This is a genomic window from Symplocastrum torsivum (assembly GCF_059505465.1).
Map to the genome: position 1 here is coordinate 20,125 of NZ_JCACKQ010000014.1, position 17,427 is coordinate 37,551.

Consider the following 17,427-nt stretch of genomic DNA (forward strand, 5'->3'; position numbering starts at 1 on the left):
TTACCTATCGCTTACCGCTAGAAGAAGCGAGGCAGGGGTACGAGATGTTTAAACACAAAAAAGACAACTGTACCAAAGTTGTGCTGAAACCTTAGAAACAGAATTGGAGTTTTTAACAATGAATCAAGTAATTTCCTGGTTACAAAACGTTTTAGTTCGTGTAGTTTTAACGCTTTCCTTAGTAGGAGTAGCCTTTTTAGCTAGTGCAGCTCTTGGCTACGGCAATTCATTCCAAGCACAAGCTGACCCCTTGACTCCGGAAGCGACTCAGTATCAAGTAGCCAGTGATAGTAGTCCCTTCCAGGCTGAGCAGGATAGGGGAAAAGAGAATTTTCAAAATAGTGCTAATGAACTCTTCAAGCAGAATAAGCAACCCCAAGCGCCTTCAGAAACCACTAAAGAAATTGGAGAAACTCTGACTAAGCCTGCCAAGAATGCGAAGGGAACACTTGAAGGGGTTGCTGAAAATATCAAAGAAAAGCTGAATCTTGACCAACCGATTTACCCAGGAACGAAAGAGTTTTTGAATGATGTTCAAGACACAGTTGAGGATGCAGTTCCAGGAAGATAACGAACTGTAGAAGATGCGGTTTCTTGATATATAGCAATCCTACTTGAGTTACAAACTTTTGCTGTTCAGATTCCCGGCTTCTTGAATAAGTCGGGAATCTTGGCGTTTAGGATTAGCTATAGTTAATTCGTTAACTTCTGTTTGCAAGCTATTCCCTAAAAGTAAAAGGCGATTGATCGAAAAATGCGATCGCATACTTCTAGAAAATATTTTTGGTATCTAAAATTACTTTTTTGAGTAAAAAGTAATTTTATTCGTAAAAATTATTACTACAGAAAGACTAGTATTGCATTTAAATTATCTATGCCGATAGATTGCAAATATAGGTTATTGAAAAATAATTAAATTAATTTAAATCAGTTTATTGCTTTCGTTCTGAGTTCCAAACCAGAGCTTAGAACAAAACCACTAACGTTTCAAATACTTTTATTCTCAGCAGCGCTATGATGACTTTTTTTAATCCAAATACTCCTCTTCTGTGTCGTAAAGAAAGTGCTTATGCTCTTCCAGATGTTCCAGGAGTTTGGCGTTTCCACTTGCAAATTGGAAATATCACCCTTTTATCAACATTTTACACAAGACTCGATCAAGCTTGCATTGTTTGGGGTGTAATCTCAGCCATAATTTTCATTGCAGCTCAGTTTCTTCCTATTAGTTGGACTACTCAAGCTATTTGGTGGTCAAGCTTGAGCCTAATCGGTACGGTAGGTATGGTGATTTTGACACCATCTTGGATAAGAGAAGAAGGATTAGGCTGGGTTCTCGATAGCTGGATATTTTTAATGCTGTTGGGTCTTGTCATTACAGACTTAGGTATTTTCTTGGGTTGGTCAGAGGTGTTAATGAACCTCTGTCCTCTGTGGTTAGGGTTAATTGCCTTGGGCTACTTTTGTACTGGAGTGGGAATGCGATCGCGTACTCTAACACTCACAGGATTAGTCCACCTGCTCAGTATCTGGATTTTACCCTACTGCGGTGCTTGGCAGTTTCTTGCAACTGGAATCATCACAGGAGGAAGTGTTCTACTGCTAGCTGAGTTCCAGTGGGATTCATTTGGAACCTGCGGTAATAAAATTGAAGAAAATCTTTAGATTTAAAAGCAAAATCAATTTAATTTAGAAATAACAATCATGCTCTTCTCCTTTGAGCATGATTGTTAAGCTTTGGTGTTAAATCTTATACTCAAAATCCTAAAGTAGCCACATTAAACTGCCAAATATTCAACGCTACTAAAAGCTTACTGCCTTGCATAAACCTTAGGAATACTTAAAAAGATACTAACTAAAATATTTTTTGCCTTCCTAGCGGCTGATGCTCATTAAAAATTACTTTAGTTACCTAGTAAGAGTAACAGGCACTAAAAAATTCAGTGTCAAACTGCGCTCAATTTGGAAGATGTAATTTATCAATTTGACGGTTGAGCGCTAAGTCGAATTCAGGAAATTTAAATGTTTTATCACAAAAAGCAATTACAGTACTTCACTCCTCCTGAGCAGCCTGATCCAATTTATGCCAAGAGTATGCAGGAACTCATCGGTGGTGTCTTTGGTGAGATGACTGTGATGATGCAGTACCTGTTTCAGGGCTGGAATTGCCGAGGACCGGCTAAGTACCGAGATATGCTACTCGATATTGGTACTGAGGAAATTGGGCATATCGAGATACTCGCTACGATGATTGCCCAGTTGTTGGATAAGGCTCCTGTAACCGCGCAAGAGGAAGGCGCTAAAGATGCAGTGGTTGGTGCAGTTATGGGAGGCACCAATCCACGCGATATCATCATGGGAGCAATGAACCCACAGCACGCTATTGTGGCGGGTTTAGGTGCAACAACCAGTGACAGTGTCGGCTTCCCGTGGAATGGTCGCTTCATCGTTGCTAGTGGCAATCTCTTAGCAGACTTCCGGTCTAATCTTCATGCCGAAACCCAAGGTCGATTGCAGGCTGTGCGGTTGTATGAGATGTCAAATGACCCAGGGGTAAAAGATACGCTCAGTTTCTTAATTGCCCGTGACACCATGCATCAAAACCAATGGTTAGCCGCACTTGAAGATTTAGAGGCTGAAGGGTTAGAGTCAACCCCTGTTCCGAGTTCCTTCCCACTGGAATTGGAGAAGCGTGAGGTCGCTTATCAATTCTTGAATATGTCTGAGGGCGAGGAAAGTGCCCAAGGTCGCTGGGCTAAAGGTCCTTCTATGGACGGCAAAGGCGAGTTTGAGTATGTAGCGAACCCTCAACCCCAAGGACCAGCGGTAGAACCACCACCGCCCCATCCACACTTACATGGCACAGGCAAAACTCCTCAGAGCAGTGGTCAAGCCTAATCTGAAGACTCCGCACTGTCACTCTTTCCATCATCTAAAATCACTTTTGACGGATTGGGGTTCAGAACCCCAATCCGTCAGCAGTATCCTACAAGATGAGGGAAACATGATAGCCGTTGCAAGTATAGGACTTACGCACAAGGGCCAGATCTGGTAGGGGCGCACCTTAGAGCGCTCCTACAAATGGTGTTTCAAGGGTGGATTTGCGTAAGTCCTGAAGTAGCAGGAAATCGCCTAGTTAGGCAAGCCTACGTCAATGAATGCATCAACACTTCTACAACGCACCCGCTGCTGTCTTATCCAGAACACCGCCAGATAGATGTGTAGTAATGTTCATGGCTTGCAAAATCGGCGCTTTTTCTAAACCATACGGGTAGTCAATCACCGTAACAGCGCCATTGCCTTGTTTAATACACCAAAATGATTCGGCTTGCAAACCTAGAACATGGCAGAGAATTACCTTATTGATAGCATCGTGAGCTACCACTAAACCTGTCTTGAGTTTAGTGGAAGATAAGGCAGCAGATGTAATGATCGCATTCCAACTTGCGATCGCTCGCTCCCACACCTGCTGAAGATTTTCTCCTTGAGGCATCTGTACTGTTTCAGGAGCAACTTGCCACTGACGCAGCAAATCTGCGTACTCCTGTTTGATTTCCGACTCTAATTTCCCTTCCCAAAGCCCGTGATTGATTTCCTTAAGTGTCTCTTGCAGTTCTAATTCAACACTTGGGTGAGACTGGAGAATAATTTCAGCCGTTTCCTTGGGACGTAGCATTGGGCTACTGATCGCAAAATCAATTGGGACATCCTTGAGAAACTCTGCCGCCTGTTGCGCTTGTCTTCGACCATTATCATTCAGTGGAACATCAATTCCTCCCTGAAAGCGGGAGACACGATTCCACTCAGTTTCGCCGTGACGCACGAGCAATAGACGCAATCCTTGATGTCCTTCTCTGGGAGTCGGTAAGGCATCTCCCAAGTGAGATGTCTGATTAAGCGACTCTAATTGTACGAGTTCGCCCCATCTGCCAGCGAAGTTCAACACATTGATGCCACAGTTTGATTGTTGGATCGAGTGATAAAGGGCGGGAGGAATCTTCAGGGCACTACTAATCAAGCAGCGATTGATGCCGTTATGCGCCACGATTAAAATTGTGCCTCCCTGGTGGCGAGGGAGAATGTCCTGCCAGAACTGCTGTGCTTGTTCGTAGAGTGCCAGCACTGGAAAGTGTTCTCTTGAAACCTCTTTGGGATAACCCATAGAGAACTCGTGAGGACGCTCTTTCCAACATTGGTATTCGTCTGGGAATTTTTCCTTAACCTCTGACTTAGTCAGTTTTTCCCAAAGGGGCAAATCGATTTCCATTAGGTTATCTATTGCCAGTAATTCTGGAGTACCTTGCAAATACGGCAAGATAACCTCTGCTGTCTGCTTTGCTCGTTGTAGAGGACTACAGTAAACAGCATCAAAGCGCAGGCTAGCAAGAGTAGCACCAACTTTGTGGGCATCCGCAGAACCTTTTTCGGTCAAGACTGACTCATCACAGCGCCCTTGAATCATCTTCAGGGTGTTGTAGCTGCTTTGACCGTGACGCACGATAATAACGCGAGTAGCCAATCTTGAATCCTCCATGACCAAGTGCGTGGACAGTTCCCAGTTTCACACAAAGATCGAAGCGCGTCCTTTGTGTCTCTCCAATTGCCAGGGTCATTGTAACGTGCAACCGGACACCTACTTCAACCCTAACTAATTTGGTTGGCTAGGTAAGGTGTAGTTGCGGTCATAGAAAGCAGATAGCCTTGCACAGCACGCAAATATTGAGAATAGCCTTTGGTACAGCAATTTCAGCTCAACTAAAAACACGTTTAAGTGCAGGAAAACGAGACAACACGAGATAATCCAGTAACAACACTGTCACCAATGAAAGACCAACGAGAGGGAAAACGATACCCAAAACAGCAATTATTGCGATCGGAACTTTCCACTGCTGAACGTAGGGTGGTAACGCTGGGGCACCAATCCGTCCAGACTGTTTCGGACGACGTTGCCACCACATCACTATTCCACTCACACACAGAACGATAACTACTAAGCAGGCAAACAGCATCAGCAGTTGATTTCCCACTCCAAAGTATTTACCCATGTGTATCGCAATACCCATCTCTACTACCTTGGGTACTAAACCATAATCCTGCCACTGCACGTCAGCCAGCACTTTTCCACTGTACTGATCGATATGCATAGTCATTTCTTGGCTTGGATTGTCCGGAAACACCGAAACGGTATATACGCCAGTCTCACCTTGTGGGAAGCTGACGCTGAATCCGGGAAACGCACCTTTTGCTTGTGCCAGTGCAACTACAGAGTCCAAGTTAACAGGTGTACCTAGAGGAATTCCCTTAGGGAAAGCTGTAGAACTAGCACGACTTTGCCCTGAATGATGTTCATGTCCAGAAGTACCTGATAGCGGCATCGGCAACTGCTCCACAGCCCACGGCACAACATGATCTCCATGCTGATTCAGTGAACCCGTTAATACCTTAGACTGAGGCACCTCATCCCATAGTTGTGCAGGGAAATGGCTGGAAACTTGAGCAAACGTTTCTCCCCAAAATCCAGACCAAGGTAGCCCCGTAAGAATAAGAAAGGCAACCAGCAAAGTACCATACAATCCAGAGACAGCGTGCAGATCTCGCCAAAATACTCGCTTATTTTTGCTCCATAAACGGGGTATCAGAGTTCCAAAAATCTTAAACCGATTGCGCGGTAGCCAAAGATACAGTCCGGTAATCAACAGCACTAGCCCCCAACACGCGGCAAGTTCCACCAGATAGTCACCGAATTTGCCAATCATTAGTTCACCGTGAATCTTGCGGGCAATGCTCTGGAGGTTCTTGTTTTCATCGCGATCGCCTAATACTTCATCTGTGTAAGGGTTCACAAAGACTGTTAAAGTACGTTCATCAGATGTCATTAATGTCACTTCAGCACTGCGATTCGGCGCAACGTTGGGAGCGAATTTAGAGACTTTTGCATCAGGAAAGGCAGATTGGGCAGCTTCCAGTTGTTGGGTATATGGCTGCATCACACCTGTAGGTTGCACAAACATCTGATGATGATACATTAGGGCATCTAACTGAGGCTTGAAGAGATAAATGATGCCTGTCGTTGCGAGGATTAACATAAAGGGAATGACAAATAATCCTGCATAGAAGTGCCAGCGCCAGATAGTGCGATAGAAGCGATTGGTGGGGGACTCTAAAACTGAGGGAACTTCAACTAAAGAGTTAGATGTAGATGCCATAGATGAGGGTATTATCTCCTGTTGCTCTGTACTTGACTCAAACAGTGGGAGGTATTGAGCAACAGATCGAAGCTATCTATAGCAGTTCTCAGTGGCGTGAAGTACATCAAAAAACCTAACCCCCAACCCCTTCCCGGAATCGGGAAGGGGAGTAAGAATCAAAGCCTCACTCAAGAGTAGGAGAGAGGTTTTCCAGAGAGGTCAGAGTGTATCTCATCTAATCGAGAAGGGCTATATACCAGGTAAGCTAAAGCTCTGCACTGTTTTGCCATCACCGGTTGAGCCATGGGTGCAGAAATCAATATCAGTCAAAGGAAAACGGATGTCAAAAGACAAGCTGTCAAACTCCTCGAACCATTTCTGGAATCAGTGTCGCTTAGTTGAAACTATTGTTCCAAAGCCTTAATCGTGACACTGCGCTAAGATGCCTTAAAATTTGAAACCGTAGTCTCTTATTGTGCTGTGTATTCAGATGCATTCGAGATGAAGTTAATCTGAAGCTGAAACTCTTGCTACAGACGTAATTAGCGCAAGTTGTGTAACAAAAAATGACTATTAAGCGGTTGATTTTGGTTGTACTGACGATTTTTGCGATCGCCAAAGTCAGCCTGTCCTTGGTAGAAAGCTGGGGTCAACCTCAGATTCAAAGTCGGCTGGAACTTTACCAAACTAATCTGCTACTCCATGCGAGCGAGTGGCAGCCAAATGCTGAGGCAGCAACACCCTCAGAATCGAACCCAGATTTGACAAGTGCCCGTAACACTTTAATCGGTACGAACCCGCTTAAAACGGCACAAAACCAGTATCAAGAAGCGCGTGAATCTGCTCAGGAAGCGCAGTCGAAAATCGTTGCTAAACTCCAAAAACTCTCAACCAACGAACTAGCGGTAGCCGAGGAGGCTGCCAAACCACAGCTACAAGTTGCTCCAGTTGCTGATACTCCTCGCTCCTCCCAACAGCGGCAGCAATGGGAAATGTCATTATCTCAAGTAGGACAGCTAATTGATGAGCTAGATTTACGCCTTGGGATTCTTCAAGCCCAACAAGGAAAAACAGAGGCTGCCCTCCAAAGTTGGAGTAAATTTACTGAGCAACAGACAAAAGAGTCTTTAATCCAAACAGCGGAGGTAGTAACAGGTTTATGGAGTGATCCACCGCGACTGCTACCAGATGCCGAGTCACAAATTCAAAAAAACTTAGATAGCTGGTTCCGCTATCGTGCTTTAACTAAGCTGTATCAATTGCAGCAACGTCAGGATGCTCTAGCCTCGCTGCAAACCAAAGAACAAAAGATAGCTGAACAGGCAATTTTGAAATTGGGAGTAATTGGCGGAATACCAGGCTTTGGGGGTCTATTTGGTCTGATTCTTTTGCTATTTTTGTTAGGTCAGCGACTGTTTCGGGGTGAGCGATCGCTTTTGGCAACCAATGCTGATGTCGCTTGGGAGACACCTTGGGATTGGGAAATTATATGGCAAGTACTGATTTTTGGCTTTTTCTTCATCGGTCAATTGGCACTTCCCCTCCTGTTCGGGGTTTTGGGCGTGAATCCTGTCGGTTTCACGGTACGAATGAAGGCGTTTTATGTATTGGTGAGCTACCTCTTGATGGCAATGGGTGGCTTGCTAGTTATGTACCTTTCCATCAAACCTTTTTTACCAGTACCAGAGGATTGGTTTCGCTTTAAGTTCCGCAGTAACTGGGTTCTCTGGGGATTGGGAGGGTATCTGGTAGCATTGCCTTTGGTCATTTTGGTGTCACTAATCAACCAACGGCTGTGGAATGGACAGGGAGGAAGCAACCCGATTCTGCCTCTAGCGCTGGAAGGGCGAGATAATGTTGCCCTCTTAATATTTTTCTTGACAGCCTGCGTAGCTGCACCCGTGTTTGAGGAGATTATCTTCCGGGGCTTTTTGTTACCATCGCTGACTCGTTATGTACCTGTTTGGGGTGCAATTCTGGCAAGTAGTTTGCTGTTTGCGATCGCTCACCTGAGTCTTTCGGAAGTCCTCCCCTTGGCGACATTGGGCATGGTGTTGGGAATCGTATATTCGCGATCGCGTAATCTCCTTGCTTCCATGCTCCTCCACGGGCTTTGGAATGCTGGCACACTCTTAAGCCTCTTCGTCTTAGGTAGTGGCTCTAATTGAACCGCTTTACAACTTGATCATTTTGTGAAGCCCCTTTTCCTAGGCATCCCGTCCGATTTCAAAATCTGCCAAACCCTTGAATATTTAAAAAACTTAATACTATGGAGTTGACAGTGCAAAATTTCGCCTAAGCTCAGAATTATAGGTACTTCTTGCGCTTAGGCGTTGAGGCATCACAAGCTTTAGCAGAGTTATTGGCTATTCTCATGCAAGTTTCTTCAGATATTGCCCAAACCAAAGACTCACCGAAAGAGACGATCGCCTTAGATGTCACAGGGATGAAATGTGCGGGCTGCGTCAGTGTTGTAGAACGGCAACTGACTGGTCATCCCGGCGTAATCTCTGCCCGCGTTAATCTAGTGACGGAGGTTGCTGTTGTAGAGTGTGATGCGGCGACAGTTGATCCAGCCGCACTAGCGCTGGAATTGACTTCTAAAGGTTTTCCCTCTCAACCCCGTTCTGCCAAAGGGAGCGACGCATTAGCTCTACAAAATACTCTGACACCCGCTCAAAGGCGTGAACAAGAAAGCCGTGAACAAGTCCGACGCTTGATCATTGCGGGTGTCCTGATTCTTCTATCAACCTTAGGGCATATCGGTCATTGGCTCGGTGCGCCGATGCTGCCTGTCATCAGCAATATCTGGTTCCACTGGGGACTGGCAACCTTAGCGTTGCTCTTGCCGGGACGTCCGATTTTGGTGGATGGTTGGCGTGGGTTGTGGCATCAAGCCCCGAATATGAATACGTTAGTTGCCTTAGGCACACTAACGGCTTACACAACTAGCTGTATTGCCTTACTTTTTCCGCAACTGGGATGGGAATGCTTCTTTGATGAACCCGTGATGTTGTTGGGTTTCATTCTCTTGGGTCGTACTTTAGAACAACGGGCAAGGCGTCAAGCCTCAACAGCCTTTGAGTCCTTGTTGGCACTACAGCCGCAGGTTGCCCGTTTGATTGGGAAATCGGCAACAACAGAACAGCCAGGAATTGAAATTCCTGTTGAGCAAGTGCGTGTTGGCGAGTGGTTGCGAGTTTTGCCGGGGGAAAAGGTACCCGTAGATGGGGAAGTGATGGCGGGGCAGTCGGCAGTAGATGAGTCGATGCTGACGGGGGAATCAATACCTGTTTTGAAGCAATCCGGAGACACGGTGACGGCTGGTACGTTGAATCAGTCGGGTGTGATTGCACTCAAAGCAACTCGAACGGGTTCGGAGACAACACTAGCTCAGATAGTTGCTCTAGTTGAGGATGCCCAAACCCGTAAGGCACCAATCCAGCAGTTAGCCGATACGGTAGCGGGATACTTTACTTATGGCGTTTTGGGGATTGCCTCCTTCACTTTCCTGTTCTGGTATCTTGTCGGGACAAAAATCTGGCCAGATATTTTGTCACCGATGACTGACGCGATGGGTCATATGATGCCCATGTCGCCGTCTCCGTTAGTTTTGAGCTTGAAACTGGCGATCGCAGTTTTGGTAATCGCCTGTCCCTGTGCCCTTGGTTTGGCAACACCAACAGCAATTCTCGTCGGTACTAGTATTGGTGCAGAACGTGGATTGTTAATCAAAGGCGGGGATGTTTTAGAACGAGTTCATCAACTCGATACGGTCGTTTTTGACAAAACAGGTACACTCACCAGTGGACAACCCACTGTTACCGATTGCCTAGCACTTCGGGCATTGGTTCAAGGGGTATCGGAGGGTACTACCACTAAAAAACTCCTACAACTTGCCGCTTCTGCCGAGAGTGGCACTTCCCATCCTCTCGCCTTGGCAATTTGTACCGAAGCACAGCAGCAGCAGCTACCGATTTTGGCTGCTCAAGATTTTTACACCGAACCTGGGTTAGGAATATCAGCATGGGTGGAAAATCAACGGGTGTTACTGGGTAATGCTGAGTGGTTGAGTCGGCAAGGTGTGGCGCTTGGTGAGAATGCTCAAACTGAGGTTCAGGCGTTGGCAGAAGCTGGAAAAACGGTGGTTTATGTAGCGTCGGATGGGGTTCTGCTAGGAGTGCTTGCTGTGGCAGATGTCATTCGATCAGATGCTAAAGAGACTGTTGAACGGCTCAAAGCATTGGGATTAAAGGTCATGATGCTGACAGGTGACCAACCTAACCCAGCTAGGGCAATCGCTCAACAACTCTCGATTGCGCCAGAGGATGTGATTGCTGGGGTTCGTCCTGATGGCAAGGCAAATGCGATCGCTCAGTTGCAAGCTGAGGGACACCATGTTGCAATGGTAGGGGATGGCATTAATGATGCTCCGGCATTGGCACAAGCTGATGTCGGTATTTCTCTGCACGCGGGTACTGATATTGCTAGGGAGACGGCAGGAATTATTCTCATGCGCGGTAGCGCAGCGCGTCCGGAGGACGTTCGCTTACTGGATGTCGTTGAGTCGATTGCCCTTTCCTCGGCTACCTTCAACAAAATCCGACAGAATCTTTTTTGGGCGTTTGCTTACAATACACTAGGAATTCCTGCTGCCTGTGGTGTGCTTTTACCCAGCTTTGGTTTTATCCTCAGTCCTGCTGCGGCTGGGGCGCTAATGGCTTTCAGTTCTGTTAGTGTCGTAACAAATTCGCTTTTACTACGTCGTACCTTCAAAGCTTAAGTAAAATTTTGGTGACTGGTGAAACGACCAACGATGTTCCCTTCCCTAATTCTAGTGAGGAGTATTAAGTTGCTAATTGTCTCAAAACCCAATTCTGTACTACTGACAGCCCAACTCAATATGTCACAATAGATGGTGGAAAATTCTTAAAGCTAGGCACCAGTCAGGGTAACCAGACATTTTTGTCCCTCTTCAGATTCCAAGAACTTCTAACGAATGGAGCATATCGCTCGGCTCTACAAATGTTTATGATGATAGACTGAGGGGTCACCCGGTTGAGGGTCGGCAATCAGGGTAATTTTCCTAAAAGTTAAGGGAAGCTGGTTGAGAAGCGTGCCAATGTGAGTAAGCAAGAGCGTTTTTCCTAACAAATTGCACTCTTTATCACTATTTTTCGATGCCTCCACAATCACATCAAAATCATTTGTTAATCATAGAAGACGATAAGGGACGCAAAGAATTTCCCTTAGAGGAATCTGTGTATTCCATCGGCAGAGATCCAACATCTGACATCCGCTTATTTTCGCAGTTTGTATCTCGCCGACACGCTACGTTAGTACGACGGCAGCGTGAAGACGGTAGTCCTTATTATCGGATTGTCGATGGTAACCTCAAAGGTCAGCCCAGTGCAAATGGGCTGATTATTAATGGTCGTAAGCTTCAAGCCCACGATCTCCAAGATGAAGACGAAGTAATTTTCGGTCCCCAAGTCAGCGCTAAATACTACCTGCTTAAGACCGATCCTCATCCAACTGGGCCACCAGATGAGTTTGATATTACCCTGATCAGCCCTGGCATGATTGGGGACCCAGAAGAATGGAATAGCTAAAAGGGTGGAGAAATTTTTTTAGAGATTTCTCAATTCGCCGGAAATTATCCGGCGACACTTTCGACAAGTTGCCAATGGCGATTTGCCGCTACTGCCTCCTGAACCAGCTCAAACATTTGACGGCAGTGGTTGTCAACCTGGAGAGGCAACTCTTCGTTTTTGATGACGAAATTCATCCGCACTTCTTGGGAAGTAGCTGTTGATTTGTCAATCAACACTTCCACCGTCACCAGTTTGGCAAAAGCGATGCGACCAGGAATCTCCCTTGCCATCAGGTAATCCCCAGTGTCATAGATAATGTCGAAATTGCAGGATTGTAAAACCTCAATCAGCGACTGCTGAAGGTGATCTAGGGAAACTGCAACTGTAAAAGAACAAGTATAGCGAGCCATATATAACCCTGGGCGTCAGATAGCTAGACCCTCCTATCATATCGAACCTCTGTTGAGGGTCATTACAGGAGGTAAGAGGACAAACCGTTGCTCAACTGCTATCAGCTACTAGCATATTAGCGACTCATCCGGATAAAGATTACCAAAAAAGTGTATCGTGCAATGCTAATTGCCTTAAATAGAAGCTAGAGGACAGAGGGTTGAGGTAAAAAATTTTCATAATGTAATGTATCGTTGTGCCGCTTGAGGATAAAATCTCATACCTTCAGAAAGCATGAGGAATTGGGGAATGCAGGGATTACTGATTGTGTTTGAGGGGGTTGAAGGCAGTGGTAAAACAACTCAGTTACAGCGATCGCTTCATTGGCTTCAAGACAAGGGAGTATCCGAGTGCCTAGGAACGTTTGCCCAAGAGATGTCTGTAGTAGCGACAAGAGAACCAGGCGGAACATCACTCGGATTAGGACTACGGAAACTATTACTGGAGGAAGGGAGTCGCTACGAGAACACTACCCCTATACCAATCCAAGACCGAGCCGAACTCTTACTGTATGCTGCTGACCGCGCTCAACATGTTGAAGAATTTCTTAAGCCTCACTTGGCTTCAGGTATGATTATTTTGTGCGATCGCTATACTGACTCCACGATTGCTTATCAAGGGTATGGGCGAGGGTTGGATTTAACATTAATCCAGCAGCTTAACGAGATTGCTACGGGTGGATTGGAGAGTGACCTGACGTTGTGGCTAGATGTTGATGCCGAAACAGGGTTAAAACGGGCACGACAACGGGGACGCGCTGACCGAATTGAGCAAGCTGACTTTGCCTTTCACCAGCGAGTGCAGCAGGGATTTCAGCAACTAGCGACCTCGTATCCCAAAAGAATTGTCAGGATTGATGGTAGTAAGAGCGAGGAAGACGTGCATTTGGCAATTCAGGAGATTTTGCGTCAACGACTTAGTCAATGGTACAGCAAGCTTTCGCGCCCCTAGTAGGGCAAGAGCGCGCGATCGCGCTATTGGAAGGAGCAGTTGCCAGAAATCGCATTGCGCCTGCGTATCTTTTTACAGGTTCCCCTGGCGTTGGACGGAGTCTAGCCGCCAAAGCATTTATCGAACTATTGTTTGGTACAGATGTCTCTCTCGATAAGCAAGTTTCTATCCAAAAACGCCTACGGCGGGGGAATCATCCAGATGTACTGTGGGTAGAACCAACCTACCTCCACAACGGTATTCGCTTGTCAGCGACAGAAGCGGCAGAAAAAAACCTCAAGCGCAAAGCCCCTCCTCAAATTCGCTTAGAACAAATTCGGGAGATTACCCAGTTCCTCAGTCGTTCCACTCTAGAAGCGTCTCGAAAAGTAGTTGTGTTGGAGCAAGCTGAAACAATGGCAGAGTCAGCGGCAAATGGCTTGCTCAAGACGCTGGAAGAACCGGGACAGGCGACGTTGATTTTAATTGCCCCTGGCGTTGAGTCGTTGTTACCAACGTTGGTGTCTCGCTGCCAACGGATTCCCTTTTCCCGATTGTCGCAGGACAATCTAGAAGTGGTGCTGCGGCGAACAGGTCATGAAGCAATTCTTAACGAGCCATCAATACTTGCGATCGCACAAGGAAGTCCAGGAGAAGCGATCGCTTCCTTTGAGCAACTTCAAGCGATTCCAGAGGAATTGCTCAAGGAACTAACCAAGCTACCCAAGACAACCCGAAAAGCCCTAGAACTCGCGCAGAAAGTTGATAAAACCTTGGATACTGAAGCTCAGTTGTGGCTATTGGACTACCTACAGCACAGCTATTGGCACTCCTTCTTGTCGCCCAGCATTATCCAACAGCTAGAGCAAGCCCGAACCTATCTCCTCGGTTATGCTCAACCACGATTAGTTTGGGAGGTAACATTGCTGGCATTGAGTCAAGTTGTATAGCAGAAGGCAGAAGGTAGAAGGCAGAAGCAGCCTCTACCTGTAGGGTGCGTCATGACGCACCCTACTACTTGTTCAAAAATCCCAGAAGTGGCGAATGAGTTCAGCGACTGACCACGCTTGGGCGATCGCACCTTGGGCAGCATAAGGGGTAGCACCATCAAAAATTTCAGAAATCGAACCAATACAGGCTTGCTGCTGCACATGATCAAGTAAAGGTTGCCGACTACAGGGCACGGGTTCTGTCTCGTCGTAGAACCGCAGCCATGCCCGGATAAAGGGACCCATCAGCCAACTCCACACTGTACCCTGATGGTAAGCCCGATCGCGATACAAGCGATCGCCAGCATAGTAACTAACATAGTCAGGGTCGGAAGGGTCAAGACTTCGCAAACCGTAGGGGGTTAAAAGGCGATCGCGTGCCACCTGCAAAATCCGACGCGCCTGCCCTTTAGGAAACCCACAGTGATACAGCGAGAGTGCTAAGACCGCATTCGGACGGATTCGAGCATCCCGTCGATCATCTGGCTCAATCGTATCGAAACAGTAATTTTTCTCTGGATTCCAAAACTTCTGCAACGATGCCTTTACCTGTTGTGCCTGCCGCTCATAACGTTGAGCTTGCTGTAACAGACGCTCTTTATCAATAGTAGAATCAGCAGCAAGTTTCTGAGTCCATTGAGTTGTCCAGCACAAAGCCGAGTACCAAAGTGCATTGATTTCTACTGGTTTTCCTTGTCGTGGTGTCACTGGTTCACCATCAATTACCACGTCCATCCAGGTAAGGGCAACATTTGGAGCCTCCCAAGTCAGTAGCCCATCAGCGGCATCAACCCGGATATTGTAGAGAGTGCCTGCTGTAAAAGCTTTGTAGATTTTTCGCACTACAGGATATTGCTCTTTCAAGAATTCCCAATCCTGTGTTCTCTCCAAGTAAAGCCCTAGTGTTTCAATCCACCAGAGCGAAGCATCAATACTGTTATAAATAGGTTGGGCACCAGCATCAGGGAAGGTGTTTGGAATTAAACCATTACGGCAGTAACTACCAAAGGTTCGGAGTAAACCCTTAGCCTCTTCAAAACGCCCAGTGGTTAAAGCGAGTCCAGGCAAAGCAATGAGCGTGTCGCGTCCCCAGTCGTTAAACCAAGGGTAACCAGCAATCATTGTTGGCCCTGCAATCGAAGCACGATAGGCAATGAATTGATCACTCGCTCGTAGTAGCTGACTCCAGATCAACTCTTGCTCAGGCTTGACTGCAATTGGCACCTGAGCAAACAGTTGGTCAAGGCGTTCTTGTTCTAAGAATACAGCTTCCTCAAAAGACTTTGTACTGAGAGCTTGTGTGTCTCTATCGGGTAGCGTTGAGTCAACCCATCCCACCCTTGCTTCTAGCGTTACGGCTTCTCCTGGTTTTAGAATGACACTTAGGTAGCCAGGACTGTAAAGGTCTTCGCGATCGCTTAATCCTCGTTTGTTTTCTTCTGGATAGTAATAATTCCAGTACCAAGTCCCTTCTGGTTTGTAATGACCAGCACTCCAGCGCAACTGCCAGGGCATCCCAATGTGATCGGCACGAATTCCCTGAAGGTAAATTTGAGAGGGTCTTACTAATTGGGAGAATTGGATCTCATCATCCGCTGATTGCTGATGATGAAAATCGCGATCGCCAATTATCGGTCGTAGTCTTAGCGTTGCAGTCTCGTTGCCTTCATAGCGATACTGAATCAAGACGCGGTTAGAGAATTGGGGCAGTTGTTTGTGACTTGAGTCTTCACCACTCCCAACCAATCCGTAAGGCATTACCAACCGCCGCGTTAGTTGCCAGCCTTCCTGACCCCAAACCCAGGTTGGAACTGGCTCGACCCCAAAGGATTGTAAGAGTTGGTAGCCTAAGGGTTCAATTTTGCCACCTTGCCAAAAATTCGTTGAGAGCGACCAGAGTGACCCGGCTACCTCCAAGCTGGCATCAAGATGAGAGAGCAATAAAGTACGGCTTCCCGGCGGCTCCAAGGCTGCTATCAACCAGCCATGATAAGTGCGGGTGCGAGCATCACAAACTGTACCATTGGCAAAACTGCCCAAGCCATTGGTCAGTAGCCATTCCCGTGTATCTAAATCCTTCACTCAACAATGGCTCTTGAAATTCCTTAAGCAATATATCACTGACTTGAGAAGCTATCAGCTATTTCGTCTAAATTGTGAGCGTAGCTCATGGTGTCTCTTGCAAAAGTCGATTTTCGCCCCCAGCCCCCAGTTTTGGGAGAATACATTCAAAATCCCCCTTTTTAAGGGGGATTTAGGGGGATCTAAATCTAACGGGGCAGTTTGAAAACACGCCCTAGTCCCTAATCCCCAATCCCCACTTTCAAATTAGACTCCATGAACTACGCTTACAACTAAAGAATGAAAGCCTAATTACCCCATTTCCCATTCCCCACTTTCAAGATAAGTCTACTAATCCTGTTTTCTTACAATTGAATCATTAAAAAGCAACGAGTTTGGCGAATTCTGCTTCACTTTTTGGGCAGTTGTCCAACTACCGCTCTCATTAATGCGACCTTTAAGCTTGTTAGGACATTCTTGCCGAATTTCAGATACTGTTTCAAACCACCTCGGTCGATTGATAAAGGTTGCACCATCGGGATTCCAAGCGGCTTCAAACACCATCTCGCTGTTAGGACTTTTCTTTTGAATACCAAGCTCGTCATAGATGTTAATGGGAGTGCCATCTCGTGTGTGGCTTTTGCCGTTACCGCAGTAATCGGCGCGTGTCATGCGCGTGCAAGCTTGGTGATAGTCTCGGAGGGACTTTCCTTTAACAGTCTTCCAAGGTTTGTAACCCATGCGAATGCACTTAGCGAGAACTCCACTGGTACAGCCAAATGTGATCATATCACTCGATTCTGTGTGCTTTCCTGTCTCATCCCACGAACCCGTCAGCGGAATTGCCTTGGCAACATTCTCGGCATCAGGAGTACACAAATTCTTCCATTGAGAATCTGCTGAATCTAGATAAAAGACTGTGTAAAGATAGGTTTCTTTTTCGGAGTCTTTTGGGTCTAGTTCGACATCTTTGATTTGAAAGTTCAGCTTTCTCCCCTGCTCGTCAACTGCGTTAAACTGTGCGCCTTTTAAGTCTTTGCCTTTAACAATTTCAGTTTTCTGGGCAGTCGCGCTGCTTCTGGTACCTGAATTAGTTGTATAGTTACTGTTTGAATTTTTGGTGAACACTTCACAGCTTAAAAGCAACACCGGAAAAAAGCCAACAAAACTGTATAGAAATGTCTTTTTCATAGTTTCAACTTCTGCCAACGATTCAGA

13 protein-coding genes are annotated in these 17,427 nt (G+C 46.4%); 8 read left to right on the plus strand and 5 right to left on the minus strand.

The features are described 5' to 3' along the window. The first annotated feature begins 118 nt into the window (after positions 1 to 118). The 3 genes from AC5JL3_RS04790 (at position 119) to AC5JL3_RS04800 (ending at position 2,895) form a co-directional block, all read left to right on the plus strand. Entirely contained in the window at positions 119 to 571 is a 453-nt protein-coding gene (locus AC5JL3_RS04790) for a hypothetical protein (RefSeq protein WP_496073388.1), read from the plus strand. A 443-nt stretch (positions 572 to 1,014) separates the two neighbouring features. Then, positions 1,015 to 1,662 (plus strand): hypothetical protein, encoded by a 648-nt coding sequence (locus AC5JL3_RS04795; RefSeq protein ID WP_496073389.1) that lies wholly within the window; start codon positions 1,015 to 1,017, stop codon positions 1,660 to 1,662. Between the two features lie 357 nt (positions 1,663 to 2,019). Continuing rightward, the gene (locus tag AC5JL3_RS04800) at positions 2,020 to 2,895 is read left to right on the plus strand and encodes a manganese catalase family protein (RefSeq protein WP_496073390.1); all 876 of its coding nucleotides are present in this window, start codon (positions 2,020 to 2,022) and stop codon (positions 2,893 to 2,895) included. Positions 2,896 to 3,169: 274 nt separating this feature from the next. On the opposite strand, the gene AC5JL3_RS04805 is transcribed toward AC5JL3_RS04800, so the two are convergent. Both AC5JL3_RS04805 and AC5JL3_RS04810 read right to left on the minus strand, forming a co-directional pair. Continuing rightward, a complete protein-coding gene (locus AC5JL3_RS04805; protein ID WP_496073391.1) occupies positions 3,170 to 4,516 on the minus strand; it encodes a histidine phosphatase family protein in 1,347 nt (448 codons plus the stop codon). Positions 4,517 to 4,748: 232 nt separating this feature from the next. Continuing rightward, a complete protein-coding gene (locus AC5JL3_RS04810; protein ID WP_496073392.1) occupies positions 4,749 to 6,203 on the minus strand; it encodes a PepSY-associated TM helix domain-containing protein in 1,455 nt (484 codons plus the stop codon). Positions 6,204 to 6,751: 548 nt separating this feature from the next. Here AC5JL3_RS04810 and AC5JL3_RS04815 point away from each other — a divergent pair. The 3 genes from AC5JL3_RS04815 to AC5JL3_RS04825 all read left to right on the plus strand — a co-directional run bounded on the left by AC5JL3_RS04815 (position 6,752) and on the right by AC5JL3_RS04825 (position 11,797). Further along, on the plus strand, positions 6,752 to 8,353 hold the full coding sequence (locus AC5JL3_RS04815; RefSeq protein ID WP_496073393.1) for a CPBP family intramembrane glutamic endopeptidase: 1,602 nt from the start codon (positions 6,752 to 6,754) through the stop codon (positions 8,351 to 8,353). 206 nt (positions 8,354 to 8,559) lie between these two features. Next, positions 8,560 to 10,968, plus strand: a complete 2,409-nt coding sequence (locus AC5JL3_RS04820) for a heavy metal translocating P-type ATPase (protein WP_496073394.1) — start codon at positions 8,560 to 8,562, stop codon at positions 10,966 to 10,968. A gap of 397 nt (positions 10,969 to 11,365) precedes the next feature. Further along, the gene (locus tag AC5JL3_RS04825) at positions 11,366 to 11,797 is read left to right on the plus strand and encodes an FHA domain-containing protein (RefSeq protein ID WP_496073395.1); all 432 of its coding nucleotides are present in this window, start codon (positions 11,366 to 11,368) and stop codon (positions 11,795 to 11,797) included. Between the two features lie 44 nt (positions 11,798 to 11,841). On the opposite strand, the gene AC5JL3_RS04830 is transcribed toward AC5JL3_RS04825, so the two are convergent. Beyond that, positions 11,842 to 12,189 (minus strand): hypothetical protein, encoded by a 348-nt coding sequence (locus AC5JL3_RS04830; RefSeq protein WP_496073396.1) that lies wholly within the window; start codon positions 12,187 to 12,189, stop codon positions 11,842 to 11,844. A 289-nt stretch (positions 12,190 to 12,478) separates the two neighbouring features. On the opposite strand from AC5JL3_RS04830, the gene tmk reads away from it, so the two are divergent. Together tmk and AC5JL3_RS04840 are read left to right on the plus strand one after the other, a co-directional pair. Beyond that, positions 12,479 to 13,180, plus strand: coding sequence for a dTMP kinase (tmk, locus tag AC5JL3_RS04835; protein ID WP_496073397.1), 702 nt, complete (start codon positions 12,479 to 12,481; stop codon positions 13,178 to 13,180). Continuing rightward, positions 13,153 to 14,109 (plus strand): DNA polymerase III subunit delta', encoded by a 957-nt coding sequence (locus tag AC5JL3_RS04840; RefSeq protein ID WP_496073398.1) that lies wholly within the window; start codon positions 13,153 to 13,155, stop codon positions 14,107 to 14,109. The genes tmk and AC5JL3_RS04840 overlap by 28 nt, the downstream gene beginning before the upstream one ends. A 72-nt stretch (positions 14,110 to 14,181) precedes the next feature. Here AC5JL3_RS04840 and AC5JL3_RS04845 read toward each other — a convergent pair whose 3' ends face one another. Beyond that, positions 14,182 to 16,230 (minus strand): amylo-alpha-1,6-glucosidase, encoded by a 2,049-nt coding sequence (locus AC5JL3_RS04845; protein WP_496073399.1) that lies wholly within the window; start codon positions 16,228 to 16,230, stop codon positions 14,182 to 14,184. 330 nt (positions 16,231 to 16,560) lie between these two features. After that, entirely contained in the window at positions 16,561 to 17,400 is an 840-nt protein-coding gene (locus tag AC5JL3_RS04850; protein WP_496073400.1) for an ADYC domain-containing protein, read from the minus strand. Between the last annotated feature and the right edge of the window lie 27 nt (positions 17,401 to 17,427).